Annotated in this window: 7 protein-coding genes; 6 read left to right on the top strand and 1 reads right to left on the bottom strand. The window is 53.5% G+C overall.

The window, feature by feature from the left end:
* Positions 1-21 precede the first annotated feature (21 nt).
* Positions 22-3,219 carry a SusC/RagA family TonB-linked outer membrane protein gene (locus tag BM030_RS05450; protein WP_090971972.1) on the bottom strand — a complete coding sequence of 1,066 codons (3,198 nt, stop codon included), beginning with the start codon at positions 3,217-3,219 and terminating at the stop codon, positions 22-24.
* Between the two features lie 258 nt (positions 3,220-3,477).
* On the opposite strand from BM030_RS05450, the gene BM030_RS05455 reads away from it, so the two are divergent.
* From BM030_RS05455 to BM030_RS05485, 6 genes are all read left to right on the top strand, one after another.
* On the top strand, positions 3,478-7,506 hold the full coding sequence (locus BM030_RS05455; protein ID WP_090971974.1) for a hybrid sensor histidine kinase/response regulator transcription factor: 4,029 nt from the start codon (positions 3,478-3,480) through the stop codon (positions 7,504-7,506).
* A gap of 177 nt (positions 7,507-7,683) precedes the next feature.
* Complete coding sequence (locus BM030_RS05465) at positions 7,684-10,536, top strand: glycoside hydrolase family 31 protein (RefSeq protein WP_244518702.1); 2,853 nt, start codon at positions 7,684-7,686, stop codon at positions 10,534-10,536.
* Positions 10,537-10,605: 69 nt separating this feature from the next.
* Positions 10,606-13,743 (top strand): SusC/RagA family TonB-linked outer membrane protein, encoded by a 3,138-nt coding sequence (locus tag BM030_RS05470; RefSeq protein ID WP_090971980.1) that lies wholly within the window; start codon positions 10,606-10,608, stop codon positions 13,741-13,743.
* Between the two features lie 18 nt (positions 13,744-13,761).
* Positions 13,762-15,381 carry a RagB/SusD family nutrient uptake outer membrane protein gene (locus BM030_RS05475; protein WP_211657536.1) on the top strand — a complete coding sequence of 540 codons (1,620 nt, stop codon included), beginning with the start codon at positions 13,762-13,764 and terminating at the stop codon, positions 15,379-15,381.
* A 19-nt stretch (positions 15,382-15,400) separates the two neighbouring features.
* Positions 15,401-17,350 (top strand): hypothetical protein, encoded by a 1,950-nt coding sequence (locus BM030_RS05480; RefSeq protein WP_090971984.1) that lies wholly within the window; start codon positions 15,401-15,403, stop codon positions 17,348-17,350.
* A complete protein-coding gene (locus BM030_RS05485) occupies positions 17,334-19,079 on the top strand; it encodes a cellulase family glycosylhydrolase (RefSeq protein ID WP_090971986.1) in 1,746 nt (581 codons plus the stop codon). Before BM030_RS05480 ends, BM030_RS05485 begins: the two co-directional genes overlap by 17 nt.
* Positions 19,080-19,094 lie beyond the last annotated feature (15 nt).

Genomic DNA, 19,094 nt, shown 5'->3' on the forward strand with positions numbered 1-19,094 from the left:
GTTTTTGCAAGTTTTGTCCCATTAAAAAGAAGCCATCACCCCCATGGTAAATCGCTTAGACAGCGGGTAACCACCATAGTCGGTGCCCGGCTGCGTGTTTTCTCCCGTTCCTGATCCGCCTGCGTTGTTAGCTTCGGGGTTCGCTCCCGGATACCGCGTGAAGGTATGTAGGTTATCGGCCATGACGTACAGCCGGACAGTGCTTACCCCCCACCGCTTCAGCGCCGCGTGGGCGAAATTATAGCCCAGCGTTACGTTGCGAATGCGCACGAAGGTGGCGTCGTATATCCAGGTGTCGTTATAGACCGGGTTGACGCCCACTACGCTTGGTGTTTCGCCGTCCCAGTCCATCGCTATACCTTCAGGGATATTGGCCGCAAACCGCGCTGGCTTATAGGCATGCAGCCAATCGCGGTATTGATTGGTGCCTTCGCCCAATCCATTGTTGAAGCCCCGCCTGCCCAGGTAAAACAACTGGCCCCCTTGCTGTCCTTGGATATCAAAGCTGAAATCGAATCCGCTATACGTCAGCCTGTTGGACAGTCCCCAGAGAAAGTTGGGCTGCGCATTGCCAACAACGGTGTGATCCTGTTCGTTGATTTCTCCGTCGTTGTTGAGGTCGACGATTTTTACATTACCCTCCAGTTGCCCATTGATGACAGGCACCAGCGGGTTGCCCGCGGCATCGAAGTCTTCCGGCATGAGCAGGCCATCGGTTTTGTACATGTAGAAGCTGCCGATGGGCTCGCCCACGATGGTGGCGTATGCATTGAAGTCATTCAGCGTGGTGAGCATGATCAGTTGGTTAATGCCGGGTGCGAGAGCTGACACCTTGTTGCGGTTTCTGGAGAAGTTCACGGAGGTGGTCCAACTAAAAGATTCCGTCTGAATGTTCTGTGTGGTGAGCTCCAGCTCTATCCCTCTGTTTTCCACCTCACCCACGTTCCGCCTGATGGACGAGAAGCCGCTTACCCGCGTTACGGGCACATTGAGCAGCAGGTCGGTTGTTTTATTGAAATATACATCGGCGGTAAGCCGGATACGGTCGTCCAGCAGCCAGAAGTCCAGTCCGATATCCCGCGACAGCGTGGTTTCCCAGCTCAGGTTCCGGTTAGCGATATTGGTGGGGACAAGCCCGTTGACTAGCTTACCGTTCAGGTTGTAGTCTTGCCTGCCTAACAGCGAGATATGCTCGTAGTTTCCGATCCGGTCGTTACCCGCCTTACCGATGGCTGCCCGTATTTTCAGCAGTGATAGCCACTCAACATCCCGGAGGAACGGCTCTTCATTCAGTTTCCATCCCGCCGAAACCGCCGGAAACAGGCCCCACTTATTGTTCGGGCCGAAACGGGAAGACCCGTCATACCGTGCGCTGACGGACAGCAGGTATTTATCGCGGAACTGATATTGCGCCCTACCGAAGAAGGAGGTAACGGCACTCTCACCGATGGTGGTGCTTGCGAGCGTGGGGTTGTTGGCGTTGTTTAACGTGGGTAGCAGGTCATTGGGATAACCATCCCCAGCCGCCGCGAGGATTTCTTGCCGCGTATGCTCATAGCTTTGGCCCAGTAACAGTTCCAACGCATGATCCTCACCCAGAATCGGCCGGTATGTGGCTGTATTCTGCAAGCTGAAGACGTAGTTGTCTGTACTGGATGCATAGCCGTTGGCTTGTGCGCCCCGGTTTACGTTGGCGGGAGTAAATTCGTTGTAAGCAGCATGGGCTGATATATACCCCAGTTGGGTGCGCAATGTTAACCCCTCTGTAGGAACATACTCGGCGAAACTATTGATTTGCAATTCACTCGCTTTGGCGCGGGCGGTCATTTCGCGGAGGCGGGCCAAGGGATTCACATACGTCTGGGCCGGTGAATAGCCGGTGGCTTCGGTATTCTGGTCGATGCCGACCACCGGCGGCATCGCTAATGCATAGTGTGCATTGCTCTCCTTGCCATCGGTTTCGGGGTCGTCCATGCGATTGAATGATGCGGCCACATTGGTACCCAGCCTTATCCTTTCACCGACATTGAAGCTGGTGTTGGCCCGCAGGTTATATCGCTCAAAGCCTGTATAACGCATGACTCCGTCCTGCTTGAGGTAGGAGCCGGACAGCAGGAAGGTGCCCACGTCGCCACCCCCCGATACGGTGAGCGCATAATTCTGCATGGGGGCCCGTTGGTAAACCACGTCCTGCCAGTTGTTGTTGGGTAAGGAGGCCGGATTAAGGTAGCTTTCGGGGTACTGGTATTCCGCCGGGCGACTGGATAAGGGGGCCGACAGGTCGCCTCCGATTTGTTGGAACCGCGAATCGCGCAGATAGCGGATGTAAGCGGTGTACTCATAAGTATCCATCATCGGCAGGAAGCGATCCACCTGCTGGAAACCGGCATAACTGCTGAAATCGACTTTGGTGGTACCGGCCGTTCCGGATTTGGTGGTGATGACGATTACGCCGTTACCGCCCCGTGCGCCGTAGATAGCGGCGGAAGAAGCGTCTTTCAACACCTCGATTGACGCAATATCGCGAGGGTTTACATTGCGCATGTGGTCTTGTGGAATACCGTCGATGACGTACAGCGGATTGCTTGAGGCGGTGATGGAATTGAGCCCGCGGATTTTGATGTTTGCTGCCCTGCCCGGGGCGCCGGAGGTCTGGCTTACGCGTACCCCCGCAATTTTGCCGGCAATGCCCTCTTCGGTATTGGTGATGGCATTGTTCTGAAAGGCACTGCCCTGCAACGAGCTTACAGCGCCCGTAAGGTTTTCGCGCTGCACCGTACCATAACCGATAACCACTACCTCGTCAAGCGTTTGTGCCGCCGCAGGGGTTAATACGATGGTCTGCCCGTTGGCAATACTCACGGGGATTTCAAAAGGTTCGAACCCCAGCATGGAGAACTCCAGCATGGCCGATGTGTCTGCCGGCACCTGAACTTCAAATCCGCCGTCGCTACCCGTCTGCGTAAGGGGCTGCTGCCCTTTTAATTGGACGGTGACACCGGTAAGCGGCCGTTCTTGCGGGTCGGTTACTTTCCCACGGATGACTTTCAGGCTATCCTGTTGGTTAGATGGAGCCTGCTGGGGGTCGGCCGCTTGCGTGGTGGTGTCCTGTTGGAAAGATGACCCATATGCGTATAAAGGAGCGCCGGCTGGCGGGAGCAGAACATAGAGGCCAATGCTGATGAGTGTGAAGAGCAGCTGCTTTTTTGGGGTGTCCATGATGATGATCCTTAAAGACAGTTATGTGAAATGGCGATATAAAACCTGCTTATTTTTTTAAGGTATCCGGACATCGTTATATACACACCATCTGACGATTTGTTTGCTATACTGTTTTGTTCTGCAAAAGATAGTGGGTTAGCGATTTCCTGCATGCTCGGGCGACCAAGCCTCTGGATAGCGGCATATAGCCAGCGCCCGGGATCAGTTGTTTTTTGCTGAAATTAGTTGTAGGTTTGAGTTCGGGACTTTAAAATCATGCAACGCTTTTGGGGAATATCGTTGGTTATGTGCTGTTGGCTGCGGTGTATTCCGTTGCCGGCCCAGTCCATACAATTTCAGCAATTGAGCATCGCCGAAGGATTGTCTCACAACCATGTAACGGCAATTGTGAAAGATTTTCAGGGGTTTATGTGGTTTGGAACCCCGGCGGGCCTTAATCGCTATGACGGGCACGAAATCAAAATTTACCGGCACGCCCGCGGGGATGAAAACAGCCTGATGGATAACAGTATCAACCAGCTCTTCCTCGGGCCGGGCGGCAGGCTATGGGTGGGCACCGGATCGGGTTTCTGCGTTTATGACCCGAACACCGATCAATTTATCCGGCAGGCAGACAGCTTATTATCCGCAATGGGGATACCGGGGGGCGAGTTGCTGTCAATAGCACATGACGAAGCGGGTAGGTTTTATTTTTTGCATCATAACGGAACGTTATATCAGTATGATACGCGCCGGAAAAAACTGAGTGGATATACGGACAGCCTGTCGGCTCCGTTTAGCGGAATGGCGCTGGACAAGAACGGAGAAGTGTGGTTGGCCAATGCGTCTGGACACGTCAGACGGATTGAACCGGAAGGACTTACGATCCGATGGTCGGCGTCCATTCATGCGCCCGGCGAGGAGGTGTTGGCGCACTATCAGATTTTTGTTGACGGGGCTTTCCGGCCGTGGGTGTATGCCAAAAACCTGCCGATCGGAGTATATTGGTGGGCAGATACGCTAAAACGTCCTCGGCATATACACACGGGGTCCGGTAATATGAGGCTTAACAATAATCTTGTGTTCAATATTGCGGAAGACCAAGAAGGCCGCGTTTGGCTGGCCACAGACCACGGAGGCATAAACCTGCTTGTGCCTGATACGGATGGTGCCGATTACTTGGTAAACGATGAATTTAACGACCGTAGTTTGGCGCACAACAGTGTGACGGCGCTTTATCATGACCGCGAAGGAGGGATGTGGGTTGGCACGTTTAAGGGCGGCTTAAGCTATCATCACCCGCATCAGATCCAGTTTGCGTTGTACAAACATCAACGGGGGGCTCCAAGGAGCATTCCCTTTGATGACATTAATCGCTTTGTTGAAGACGAGAAAGGCAATATCTGGATAGGTACCAATGGCGGCGGGTTGATTTACTTTGACCGGGCGGCAAACCAGTTTTCGCAGTACCGCCATAATCCGGCGGATCCGCGTAGCCTAGGCAGCGATGTGATAGTTAGTCTTTACATTGACCGTGAGCACACGTTGTGGGTGGGCACCTACCATGGCGGGCTCAACCGCTTTGACGGGAAGGGGTTTGTCCGGTATACATACCAACCGCATGATTCGGGAAGTATCAGTGATAACAGTGTCTGGGAAATCTATGAAGACAGCGAGGGCCGGTTTTGGGTGGGGACGTTGGCCGGCGGACTTAACTTGCTGGATAGGCAACGGGGAATATTCACCCGGTTAGCTTACGGGCCGGACCAACGGTTCCGTTCTTCTTATATCTCTGCCATCATGGAAGATCATCTCGGGCATATCTGGATAGGTACGGCAACGGGGATTGAAGTCTGGGAACCTAAATCGGGCCGCTGCCGTTATTACTCCTACGACCGAAACAATCCAAATAGCCTGAGTAATGACTATGTGACGGCCATCTGCCAGGATAGGCAACAACGGATATGGGTGGCCACACGGGAAGGGCTTAACCGCTATTTGCCAGATACAGACAGTTTTGAGGTATTCACGGAGGAAGACGGCCTGCCCGAAAATACCGTGCTTACCATTGTGGAAGACTTGGAGGGAACCCTTTGGTTGAGTACATCGCGGGGGCTTTCAGCACTCACGGAAAAAGCGGGAAAGGTGCCGGCATGGCGTATTCGGAATTATAACCGGAATAACGGCTTGCAGCATGCAGTGTTCAATGAGAATGCGGCGCTTTGTCTTTCCAGCGGAGAGGTGGTCTTCGGAGGGCCAACCGGGTTCAATATCATTAACCCTTACCATATTGTTGAGGCCGCGTTGACTGCGAGACCCAAGTTGACAGACTTTCAACTGTTTAACAGCAGTACGCCAAGCGCCTTATGGGTAGGAAAAGACGAGATAGCCCTTTCGCATGATCAGGACGTGCTCAGTTTTGTGGTGGCTTCCTTGCAGTTCGTGCAGACCGACAGGGTGTATTTCCAGTATAAGCTGGAGGGGTTTGACGAACAGTGGCTGGTGATGGACAGGCATACCCGGAAAGCCACCTACACCAACCTGGATCCCGGGGGCTATCGTTTTCAAATGCGTGTATCGCTGGATAATGAAACGTGGAGCGAGCCCTATGCATTGGCCAATATAACCATAGCGCCACCTTTTTGGAAAACAACATGGGCATATTCTCTTTACTGTGGCTTGTTTCTGCTGGTTCTTTGGTCCGTTCGGCATATCGAGCGGAGACGTGAGAAAACCCGGTTTGCGCTGCAACGCGAACGGGAAGAGGCCCGCCGCATCCGGGAGCTGGACCAGTTGAAAACGCGGTTTTTTACCAATGTGAGCCATGAATTCCGCACCCCGATAAACCTGATACTGACGCCCTTGGACAAACTGGAACAGTGTTTACCGGACCTGGCCATGAAAAGGCACCTTGACGTGGTGCGGCGCAATACGAAGCGGTTGCTTAACCTGGTTAATCAGCTGCTGGATTTCCGGAAGATGGATACCGGGGCGCTGAAGCCGAACATGGCTGCGGGCGATGTCGCCGAGGCGATCCGTGAGCATTTCAACTCGTTTATCGATCTGGCCGAGAGCAAGCAAATAGCCTATCACCTCACGATGACGGAAGACCGGGTGGACGCCTGGTTTGATCCGGATAAGCTGGAACGTATCCTGTTCAACTTGCTTTCGAACGCCTTTAAATTCACGCCGGTAAGTGGCGCGGTTTATTTGGATGTTTCATTTATGCCCGCGAACGGGAACCCCAAGCGGGAGGTAACCATCGTGGTGCGGGATACCGGTATAGGCATACCTGCTGAAGACCAGTCCAGGATATTTGCCCCGTACTTCCAGCATTCAACACCAACGGATCTGCTCAATCAGGGCAGCGGTATCGGGCTAGCTATTGTGAAGGAATATGTGCAGTTGTTAGGGGGACGCATCGCTGTGGCCAGTGCTGCGGGCTCGGGCAGTACCTTTACCGTGGTGCTGCCCCTGGATTCGCCGGCCCAGGGCCAGCCTGCAGAGGATGTGCCCAAGCAACCGGAGCGAAAGATTGTGGCAGCGCACCAGCGCAAACGCGTATTGCTGGTGGAAGACGATTGCGATTTCCGGTTTTACCTCAAAGACAACCTGCGTGAGTTTGCCACGATACAGGAAGCCTCGGATGCCCGGGAGGGGTGGGCGCAGGCATTGGCCTTCCGCCCGGATATTATTATCGCGGATGTGAGCATGCCCGGTGATGACGGCGTTTCCCTGTGCCGGCGGCTGAAAGGCGACAGCCGGACCAAGCATATACCGGTGATACTGGTTACGGCTATGGTTGATGAAAGCACGCAGTTAGCGGGCATCAATGCTGGTGCTGCCGATTGCATAACCAAACCGTTCAGCTTTGAATTGCTGCGCTCAAAAATAGACAGCCTGCTCCGGCAGAAGGATACCATGGAACAGACGTTCAAAAAGCGCCTGGAGGTACGGCCGGCAGATGTCGCAACGGAATCTATGGACGAGCGGTTCATGCGTAAAGCCCTTGATTTGGTGGAGCAGCATATGGGCGATCCGGATTTCTCCGTGGAGCGCCTATCATCGTTGCTGAACATGAGCCGGGTAGCATTGTATAAAAAAATATTAGCCCTTACGGGACATACTCCTTCTGAATTTATCCGGAATGTGCGGCTGCGGCGGGCTGCAACTTTGCTGGAGCACTCGGGCATGAATGTGGCCGAAGCGGCTTATGAAGTAGGCTTTAGCAGTCCCAAGCAGTTTAGCCGTTATTTTAAGGCGCTTTACAACACGCTTCCATCTAATTTTCGCAAAGAGGCATAGCAAAATTGGGCTTGTTGTTAACGAAACAACCCGATATTGTAAACATAACACACCCCCGTGAGGAAGGGCGGGTCGCTACTTTTGTGCTTAAGCTAACCGTTGCCGGTATCAATGACGCCGGACGGATGGACCAATTGTTACCGCGGATACAAGCCGAGACTATATTGATTAGAAACCATGAAGCTGACACTTATTGCATTATTATTGCTTTTCAATGTCGTTATGCCATCGTTGGCAAACGATGAAATCGCCGCGTTCAGGCGCACGGACACTGGGGTGTCTATCGTATATCAGGGATTACCAACATCGATTGACCAGCGCGTATCGCTTGAAGTTATTGCCGACGGCATTATCCACGTTGCTTCGGCACCACTGAACAGCCAAGCCCCTGTCCGGAAGTCGCTGATTACGGTAGACACACTACGCAGCATGGCCAGCGACTGGACCATGGAAGCAATCGGCGATACGCTCATATTGCGTACGGCAACACTGCTGGCGAAGGTGTCTTTGCGTACGGGCGTCGTGGATTTCCGCGACCGGCATGACCGCCCGATAGTGGCCGAACAACGGCGCGACAGCCGGACGTTTGCAGCGGATGCTTATGACGGTGATGCCTTTTACCGGATCCGCCAGGGATTCCGCGTATCGGAAAACGAAGGGCTGTACGGGCTGGGCCAGCACCAGAACGGCGTGATGAACTATCAGGGGCGCCAGGTAACCCTGCTCCAGTACAATACCATGATAGCCATTCCGTTTTTGCTATCTACCAAAAACTACGGTATTCTGTGGCATAATTATTCAATTACGAAAGCCGGCGACATCCGGCCTCTAATGCCGCTTTCGGCATTTAAACTGCACGCCGCCGATGGGCAGCAGGGCTGGTTAACCGCTACATACCGTGACAGGCGCGAGCCGGAGAAGCTGTGGTTAACCCGTCCGGAATCGGATATTGCATACCTGTATCTGAGCGACCAGCATAAGTTACCCCAGGAGGTAGACTTGGCGAATGCGCTGGTTGAATACGAAGGCAAAATCGAATCACCTTATACCGGTTTGCATCGCCTGCATTTTACATACTCGGGATATGTCAGCGTGTGGGTGAACGGCGAACTCAAGGAAGATCGCTGGCGCGAATCCTGGAACGCGGGCTCTTTTGAAATCGATATGCCCATGGTTGCGGGCGAACAACACTCCGTGCGCATTGAATGGCGGCCGGATGGCGGACAGGCCTATTTGGGCGTCCAATGGCAACGGCCCATCAGTGAGTCCGATAAGACGCTGTTTTCATTCGGTTCAGAGGCGGGGGATGCCGTGGATTATTATTTCATAGCAGGCAATGACATGGATGAGGTGATTGGTGGATACCGTCAACTTACCGGCCGTGCGCCCATCATGCCCCGGTGGTCGTTCGGGTTTTGGCAGAGCCGTGAGCGCTATAAGACCCAGCAAGAACTGGAAGACGTGGCCGCGGAGTTCCGTAAGCGGCGCATCCCTATTGATAACATGGTTCAGGATTGGTCGTACTGGCGCGAACACGATTGGGGAAGCCACGACTTCGATCCCGAGCGTTTCCCCGATCCGGAAGGCATGGTAAAGCGCCTACACCGCAATAATTTCAGGGTAATGATTTCGGTATGGCCTAAAATCAACGAAGCGTCCAGTGTATACCAGCGGTTCAAAGATAAGGGGTGGCTGTATATGCGAAACATTTATGACGGGCGCAAAGACTGGATAGGCAAGGGATATACATCCACGTTTTATGATCCGTTCAACCCCGAAGCGCGGCAGGGATTTTGGGAACTGATGAATGAGAAATTGTATAAGAAAGGCTTCGATGCCTGGTGGATGGATGCGAGCGAGCCGGATATCCATTCTAACATCAACATCAACGAGCGCAAATCGGTGATGCAGCCGGCCATCGGCTCGTCGGTTCGGTACTACAATGCCTACCCCCTGGAGAATGCGCGAAGTATTTATGAGGGCCAGCGGCAGACGGATCCTAACAGGCGGGTATTCATTCTCACTCGTTCGTATTTTGCCGGTCAGCAGCGTTATGCCGCTGCGGCGTGGAGCGGTGATATTTCTTCCCGTTGGCACGATATGAGCGATCAGATTGCGGCCGGTGTCAATTTTTCAATGTCTGGCGCGCCGTACTGGACAATGGATGCTGGCGGATTTTTGGTTGAAAAGCGGTTTCACCGGCCGAACACGGACGATCTGGAGGAGTGGCGTGAGCTGAACGCGCGATGGTACCAATTCGGAGCGTTCTTGCCTGTGTTCAGGGCGCATGGGCAGTTTCCGTTCCGTGAACCGTTCAACATTGCTCCTGAAGGGCATCCCGCTTATAACAGCATGCTGTACTATATCAGCCTGCGCTACCGTTTGCTGCCCTATATTTATTCCCTGGCGGGGAAAACATACGTTGACAATTATACCATGATCAGGGGGTTGGCCATGGATTTTGGCGATGACGAGCGCGTCTTGGATATCAATGACCAATATCTGTTCGGCGCTTCGTTACTCGTCAACCCGGTTACCGAAAAAGGGGCTACATCCCGGACGGTGTATCTGCCTAAAGGGCCGGGCTGGTATGATTTCCATGGCGGCGGTTATCATGCCGGGGGCCAAACAATAACTGCCGCTGCACCGTATGAGCGTATGCCGCTTTTTGTAAAGGCCGGCAGCATTATTCCGGTGGGTCCTCCGTTGCAGTATACCGATGAGAAGCCGCCCAAAGAAATTACGCTGCTGGTTTATGCAGGAGCCGACGCCTCCTTTACGCTTTATGAAGATGAAGGCACCAATTACGATTATGAGCGTGGGCAGTACAGCACCATATCGTTTACTTACGACGATGAGGGACGGCAGCTCGTGATTAGCGACCGCAAGGGAAACTATAAGGGCATGTTGAAGAACCGGAGGTTCAATGTGGTATATGTGGATGCGCGGCAAGCGCAAGGGTTTGACAATGCCCCCCGGAAGGCCAAAGCCATCACATACAGTGGAAAGGAGAAACGAATAGCATTATAAACCGTAATAAACCATTACCCGGAGCCACCGGCGGCAACGGACAAATAACCAATATTAACTGATAATGATATGATAACAAAAGAACGACTAAAAAGGAAGCTATGGCTTGCTGTATTGCTTTCTGTTGCCGGCACCGCTGTATTCGCTCAGTCGATTACCGGCAGCGTATTATCCTCGGACGATGGCAGCCCCATTGCGGGGGCGAGTGTGCAGGTGAAGGAGGGGGCAGACGCGGCAATGACCGATGAGCGCGGGCGGTTCATCATCACCGCACAGCCCGGTGACCCGCTTATCGTAAGTTTTGTAGGCTACATCACACAGGAGCTGGCTGCGCGGGACGGGATGGTTGTTCGCCTGGAGCCATCGGTGTCAGACCTGGAGGAAGTGGTGGTGGTTGGTTATGGTGTGCAGAAGAAGAAGTTGCTTACCGGAGCCAACTTTCAGGTGTCTGGCGAAGACATCCAGCAACGAAACCAGTTGAATCCGCTACAGGCGCTGCAAGGGCAGTCGCCGGGTGTAACCATCCTCTCCACCTCCGGTCAGCCCGGAGCCGATATGAAGGTTACCATCCGCGGGCTGGGGACCATCGGAGACGCTAGTCCGCTTTACATCATTGACGGGGTGCCCGGTGATATCAACATTCTGAACCCGGCGGATATTGAATCCATCGACGTATTGAAAGATGCAGCGTCGGCGGCGATTTACGGTGCCCAAGCCGCCAATGGCGTGGTGTTGGTTACCACCAAATCCGGTGCAAGCGGCCGTGGGCAGGTTTCGTTTGATGCCTTCAAAGGGGCGCAACAGATAGCCCGGTATGCCCGGCTGTTGAATGCTGAGCAATATAAGGTCATCATGAACGAGCAGGCGGTCAATTCCGGCGTGGCGCCATACGACTTCAACGCGATGGAAGGGCTTGGCGACACTGACTGGCTGAGCCATATGTTTAAAGACAACGCCAATATGGAAAACTATTCATTGAACATTGGTGGTGGATCTGAAACGTCAACCTATGCCCTGTCATTGAACTATATTACCCAGGAAGGGATTGTGGGTGGCAAAGATGTATCGAACTACGATCGCTACGGTTTTCGTATCAACAGCGAACATAAGTTGTATAAAGACGTGCTGAAGGTTGGCCAGCACCTGAACCTCAACTTTATCCGGAATACAGGCATTGCCGTGGGCAACCAATATAACAACACGTTGAGAGGTGCATTTTCTACTTCGCCACTTACCCCCGTTTATGGCGATAATAACCGCTTCGGCAGCCCCTATTATGATTCCAGTTTTTCACCGTGGTACAAGTCTGATGGCAACCCTTACGGCATGATGATGACCACCACGAACAACATCAACGATGCTCAACGGCTAATGGCCGACGTGTACGCCGAATTGCAGCCTATTGAAAGGCTTCGTATCCGATCAGTGCTGGGCATTAATTATTACGCCAATGAGTACCGGAACTTTACGCCGTTGTATCAGTTTTCTGAACTTAGTTATAATGTAGACCACACCACCGCTTTGCAGAACATAGGCAAAGGCCATACCATTACTGCCATCAATACGGCAAGTTATGATTTCCTTTTGGATGGTGGGCATACTTTCGGCGCATTGATAGGTATGGAAGCACAGCGCTACCAGGGCACGTTTCTACAAGGGTCGAATTGGAACCTGCTCTCACAGTTCAATGATTTTGCCCACGCTTACCTGGATAACACCACGGGGCAGGCTCATTTAGACGATGAGGGTAATATTGTGGAGACCCGGCAGGTAAGCGGTCGGCCGGAAAACCTTTACCGCAGGGTATCCTATTTCGGGCGTCTGGATTACAATTATCAGGAAAAATACCTGTTCAATGCAACGTTACGGGCCGACGGCTCATCCCGGTTTTCCAGGGGCAACCGGTGGGGATACTTCCCTTCGTTTGCCGTGGGCTGGGTGGTCACCAACGAGGCGTTTTTCAATGAAGCGGGATTAGGGTGGCTTGATTTCCTGAAATTCCGCGGAAGTTGGGGGCAGGTAGGTAATCAAAACGTGGGAGATTTCCAGTTTGCCGCGCCCATCAATACCTCAACGGGCTATTCCGCAGATAATCCGGCGGCATTCTATGTCTTTGGTACGGGCAATGTCAATGTGCCTGGGGCATACCCCAGCCGCCTCTCCAATCCGGGACTACGGTGGGAAACATCTGAACAGACCAACGTGGGCCTGGATGCTCGTTTGTTCAATAACCGGTTAGGTGTGGTGGCCGATTACTACGTGAAGCACACCAAGGATTGGCTCGTACAGGCTCCCGTCTTGGCCACTGCCGGGGCGCTGCCTCCTTTCATCAACGGCGGAAGCGTGAAGAACACGGGCGTGGAACTCGCACTGAATTGGAACGACCGGCAGGGTGAGGTGGGATACAGCCTGGGTATCAATGGCGCTTATAATAAGAATACTGTGGGCCAGATACCTACCCAGGACGGGATCATCCATGGGCAGACCAATATGCTTTATGCGAATGCTGATGAATTTTACCGTGCAGAAAACGGCCATCCCATTGGCTATTTCTGGGGCTTCAAGACCGACGGTATCTTCCAGAATCAGGCAGAAATTGATGCATGGCGTGATGCAGGCTATGGCATCCTGCAGAGCGATGTGCGGCCGGGCGATGTCAGGTATGTAGACGTAAACCACGATGGGGTGATCAACCAGTACGACAAAGTGAATTTGGGCAAGGGAATGCCGGATTTTACCTATGGCATCAACTTGGGGTTGAGTTACAAAGGAGCGGATTTTTCGGTCAATGCCTACGGTGTGGCCGGCAATGAACTGGTACAAGCCTATCGGGATCCGGGAACGCGGCAGGCCAATTATACTACTGCCATCCTGGAGCGGTGGACCGGCGAGGGAACCTCGAACCGGATACCGCGCGTGACTGAAACCAACATCAATTGGCGCTTTTCTGACCTGTATCTTCAGGACGGCAGTTTCCTGCGGGTGAGCAACATCACCCTCGGATATGATATTTCAAAGCTCGTTCGGTGGTCTTATCTCGGACAAGCCAGGATTTATTTCCAGGCCCAGAATCCGTTTACGTTTACCAAATACGACGGTATGGATCCCGAAATCGGATATGGCACGGATGGCTGGGCGCCGGGCATCGATCTGGGCTACTACCCGCGGCCACGGGTGCTGATGATAGGGACAAACATCAAATTCTAACCGAAAACAATGAAGATTATGAAACCTTTATTTTTCCATATAGCCGCATTTTTCGGGCTTGCCTTTGGGTCGGGCTGTTCAGGCAGCTTTCTGGACATCGATCCGATGACGAGCATCCTTGACCAGAATTTCTATAAAGATATCAACGATGCCGAAATGGCCCTGATAGGGTGTTACGACGGCTATCAACGGACCGCTTCAAATGGGAGTTTTGCCTTTCCTGTGGTTTCTGAGGTGCTGTCTGACAACTGTTTCGGGGGCACTGGCCATGGCGACGGTCGCAATTATCAAGTGTTGGATCGCTTTGACCAAGCACAGTCTTCGGCAGATGAGAACATTTTCAATGGCACATGGACCGATTACTACGCCGGTATCTTCCGATGCAACACGCTGCTATCGAAATTGGACGGTACGGACTTCAGTGGCAATCAGGCCGCGCGCAACCGTATTGAGGGGGAAACCAGGTTTTTGCGGGCCTTGATGTATTTCGATATGGTGCGTCTTTTTGAACGTATTCCGCTGCTCACCGAGCCTACCACGGAAAACCTGCCGCAAGCTGACCCTACAGATACGTATAAGCTCATTGTGGAGGATTTGCTGTTTGCTGCGGACAATATTCCGGCGGACGCTTATCCAAAGGCCAGTGCGGCGCAAAATGACGGACGCGTAACACCTTACGCCGCCAAAGCACTGCTGGCGAGGGTATACCTGTTTTACACTGGCTATTACGGGCGGGATGACCTGGGCGTTAGCAAGGCTCAGGTGTTGCAGGGCGTTGAAGATATCATTACCAGCAACGAATATAGGCTGGTGGACGACTTTAAGTCGCTCTGGCCGGCAGCCAGCTATGTGCCGGAGCCAGAAACGAACACCCTAGATCGTTCTGGCTATGCCGGCAAGGGAAACAGTGAAGTGGTGTTTGCCCAAAAATTCAACAACACCCAGAATTACAGCGGCATGGTAGACGGAAATGCGTGGCTCGTTTTGCTGGGGCTGCGGCAGACCCGCTTTTCGCCCTATGGGATTGGCTGGGGGGCCTGCACGGTCAATCCCCGGTTGGTCAACGCGTTTTCTGCCAACGATCCTCGCCGGAACGCTTCCATCTTGGATATCGTTGCGGAAGGGGTGCCTACACGGGATTTGTTGCCTGAGCAGCGGGAATATACCGGTTATATGAACAAAAAATATATGCCCACGGCCTTGCCGGACGGCACCGACGATGTGGGCGGCGAAGGCGACTTCATGATTTCACAGGATCAAGACTACATCGTAATCCGCTATGCCGATGTGCTGCTGATGGCCGCGGAATTGGGGTCACACAATGCCCAGGAGTATTTTGACCAAGTGCGTGGACGCTTGGGGCTGGGAAGCAGGCCCGTATCGCAGGAAGCGATTATGGAAGAGCGGCGGCTGGAGTTTGCGTTTGAAGGTATCCGGTACTGGGATTTGTTAAGACAGGGGCTGAACACCGCCGCGGCCACCATTGCGCAAACTCAGCATGTGTTGAGCGGCAATGCTCCTGATCAGGTGGTTATAGAGGGCGCGAAAATCCAGCAAAAGCGCGGATTTATGCAGATTCCGATGACGCAGATTACGCTGTCTAAAGGCGTGCTGACACAAAACGAAGGATGGAATTAATCATAAATGGACATACATTATGAAAAAGTTAATAAAGAGATCTGCCGGGTTGCTACTTCTGGCGATGGCAGTTTTTGGCTGTTCGCCCGAGGACTTCGACCTCGGTGCGGTGGACGTGAAGCCCGAAGATCTGGTGCCGGGCCTCGCCTTTACCATAGAGCACGATTCGGAAAACCCGAATATCGTATACTTGACCTCGTTGATGGACAAACGGTATACGCCACTGTGGGAACATCCGCAAGGACGGAGCCAGGATGCCCGGGTAACCCTGCGCATTCCATTCGAAGGTATTTATGAAGTGAGGTTTGGTGTGCAAACGCGGGGAGGTGCCGTTTACGGCGAGCCGGTGACGTTTACGATAGATGAGTTTTATGCTGGGTTTGTGGAGCATGAACTATGGACCCTACTCACCGGGGGCATCGGGCAATCCAAAACGTGGATACATGACAATGGGCAGTATGGCCTCGCCAGCGGAGAATTGGATTATGCCGATCCATCTACCACGGTGGAGTGGAACAACTTTACCCCAAACTGGTCGCCCGGCCGCGGCCATACCGGCGATCCCAACATCTGGGAAAGCTCGATGACCTTTTCGCTGAAGGACGGCGCTTTTTACAATGTAACCAATAAAACGGCCGATGGCGCCGTAGAACAGTCGGGCACGTTCATGCTGGATATGGATAACCATACGCTCACCATTACCGGAGCGGACCTTATGCATACACAGGGGTGGCACAACAAAACGACGAATTGGTCCAGAGGCCTGAAGCTGCTGACGTTGACCGAAAACCAACTGCGGGTAGCTGTGCTCCGGGAAGAGATATCCGGTGAAAGCGAGTGGTGGTTAATCTGGAATTTTGTAGCCAAGGAGTACGCCGATAATTATGTGCCGGAGGAACGGCCGGATCCTGTGCCCCCCATTGATGGCAACGGGCAGGATGTTATTTCAACCACCCGGACGAAAACATGGGTGCTCTCTCCGGAAACGCCCTATGACTGGGCGGATCTGGAGGGCAACCTGCTGAATAATTTCTCTGGGCCGGAAGCTTACCTCTCTTCCGAATGGGCAGCTTACAACTTAGACATGATAAACGCCACCAAGCTCACGTTTAGTGCGCTGTCTGCCACCACCGGTAGATTCGTGTTCACGTCGTATGACGGTGAGCCGGTGGAAGGCGAATATACCGTCGACCAGAATAACGATATCGATTTTGGCCAGCCATTGAATGCGGTGATCAGCGAATCCGATTTTGGCTGGATAAGCACGATGAGACTGGGAACCTCTGCCGAGAACAAATTACGTATCGTTAAGACGAAGGCCGATGCATTTGGCAACGTTACCGACATGTGGCTGGGGCAGCGGTCGGCTGAAAAAGAGGAATACATGGTTTTTCACTTTGTGATAGGCAGCGGCGGCGGATCTACGGATCCCTTGCAGGGCTGGAAGAGCGCGCTGGCAGGAAAAACCTTTAAGCCAGACGTCAACTGGTTTGTGGATTGGGTGGGATTCCCCCCCGGCTTTGAAGGCGGGTGGACATCCGCTAGCACGTTCGGCAACGACTTTACGTCGAATTCCTGGGTCTGGGATGCTAATGTCCGGGCCGTAGCTGAAAGCGCGTCTCTACGCTTTTTCATGGCAGGTGACCAGATGAAAGTAGAGCTGATACAGACCAAGGCGGGTCAGCCGCATAGCGCTGTTGGCAGCGTTAACATTGATACGGAAAACAATATACTGAACATCGATATCCCGTTGGTAGACTATGCCGGCACGGTGGCCGGCTGGTTGGGTACGACCAATGATAAATCGATTACCGGGAGCACGAACGACTGGTATTTTGTGCCGCACGGTGGGTCTAACCTGAGTAATATTGCCACCAATGGTTTTTGGTTGGGACGTGTGGCCAACTCCACAGCAGCGGGGGATGATAACGACGAAATTTTAATTTTCCATTATGTGCTGGTCAATTAAACAAACCGGCCTGTCGGTCTGGCGCCCCCGCTATCCGGCATGGGCGCCGGCCTGGATTTTCGGATTGGTGTTTATACTTCTTAGTGCGAGCTGCTCCAAAAAGGCGGATGTTCCCGAGCCGGAGCTTAAAGTTTCTACGGATGCCCTCCATCTGGATGCCGACGGAGGCGAAACTTTCTTTCATGTAGCGGTCAATATGAACTGGAGCGCTTCCAGTTCGGACCTTTGGTGCATATTACCTGTCACGGCGGGCGATGCGGGGACCACGAAGGTGGCGGTGCAGATTGCCCCGAACGCCGGCGTGGAGCCACGGAATGCGACCATCACCGTGAATGCCGGCGCGCTCAGCCAGCAGATTAAGGTTACGCAGGAGGGCGCGATTACGCTGGATGTTGAGCAAGATGAATATGAAATAGGAGCAGCCGGCGGAGCGATAGCCGTTGGTGTAATGGCTTCGGAGGCTTTTCAAGTGGAAGCGGATTCCGACTGGATTGAGAAGGCGGCCGAGCCGGATGCTGCCGGCACGGCGAAATTCATCATTAAACCGAATCCCTCCGTGCTGGAGCGCCAAGGTCTAATCCGCTTTGTACTGGCAGGGCTTATTCGAAATGTAACGGTACGTCAATCGGGACAGGAAGCCGAAATTCCTGCAGACAAAAGCGGGGTGGAGCGTGACGCCCCGGCGCTGGTGCGACAGATGACGGTAGGCTGGAACCTCGGCAACGCGCTGGAGGCTGGCAGCAGCCCCCTTGTGGCCGATGAAACGCTCTGGGGTAACCCCAGGACTACCAAAGCCCTGATTGACGCGGTTAAGCACGCCGGATTCAATGCCGTGCGCATCCCCTGCGCTTGGAGCGGTTACATGGAAGACCAGGCCAGCTACCGGATAAGAGAGGACTGGCTGGCGCGGGTTAAGGAAGTGGTGGATTATTGCCTGGATAACGACATGTATGCCATTATCAACACCCATTGGGACGGTGGGTGGCTGGAAGAACACCCGCTGTATGCGCACCAGGAAGCGGTGAACCGAAAGTTCGGTGCCCTGTGGAAGCAGGTTGCGGTTTACTTCAGGGATTACGACGAGCGACTGCTTTTTGCCGGAACGAACGAAGTGCGAGCTAATTATGACGCGCCTACGGCCGAGCACATCGCCGTGCAGCTTTCTTATAACCAGACGTTTGTGAATACGGTGCGGGCCACCGGCGGAAGAAACGCCTACCGCAACCTCGTTGTACAGGCATACAACACGAATATTGAACACGCTGTTAACCACCTGCGGTTGCCTGACGATAGCGAACCCGACCGGCTGATTGTGGAAGTGCACTATTACGATCCCTACGACTTCACATTAGACCAGAATAGTGACAAGTACCTTTGGGGCAGCGAATACCGGGGGCATGCACAGGTTTCGTCCTGGGGCCAGGAAGAGTGGGTGGATCAGACGTTCGCTAAGATGAAAACTCACTTTATCGACAAAGGTGTCCCGGTTATTCTCGGCGAATACGGTGTGATGCGGCGCGCGGCGCCTGCGGGCATACTGGCGGACCATGTGCGGTCCAGAAACAGTTATCTGCGGTATGTGACGAGGGCGGCCCGGCTAAGCGGAATGGTTCCGTTTTACTGGGATAGTGGCCATACCGGCAACAACGCCTCGGGACTGTTTAACCGTGGTGCAGCTACCCCTGTTCATCAGGATGCCATTTCGGCCATTGTGGGCGCGGTACCTTAGGCGGTTGGTGTCCCG

It is taken from the genome of Parapedobacter composti, assembly GCF_900112315.1.
GTDB classification, from domain to species: Bacteria; Bacteroidota; Bacteroidia; order Sphingobacteriales; family Sphingobacteriaceae; genus Parapedobacter; species Parapedobacter composti.

Excerpts from the sequence above, each read along its gene's own strand:
- BM030_RS05485 (WP_090971986.1), top strand. The coding sequence starts at position 17,334 with ATGTGCTGGTCAATTAAACAAACCGGCCTGTCGGTCTGGCGCCCCCGC.
- BM030_RS05475 (WP_211657536.1), top strand. The coding sequence starts at position 13,762 with ATGAAACCTTTATTTTTCCATATAGCCGCATTTTTCGGGCTTGCCTTT.
- BM030_RS05450 (WP_090971972.1), bottom strand. The coding sequence starts at position 3,219 with ATGGACACCCCAAAAAAGCAGCTGCTCTTCACACTCATCAGCATTGGC.
- BM030_RS05465 (WP_244518702.1), top strand. The coding sequence starts at position 7,684 with ATGAAGCTGACACTTATTGCATTATTATTGCTTTTCAATGTCGTTATG.
- BM030_RS05470 (WP_090971980.1), top strand. The coding sequence starts at position 10,606 with ATGATAACAAAAGAACGACTAAAAAGGAAGCTATGGCTTGCTGTATTG.
- BM030_RS05480 (WP_090971984.1), top strand. The coding sequence starts at position 15,401 with ATGAAAAAGTTAATAAAGAGATCTGCCGGGTTGCTACTTCTGGCGATG.
- BM030_RS05455 (WP_090971974.1), top strand. The coding sequence starts at position 3,478 with ATGCAACGCTTTTGGGGAATATCGTTGGTTATGTGCTGTTGGCTGCGG.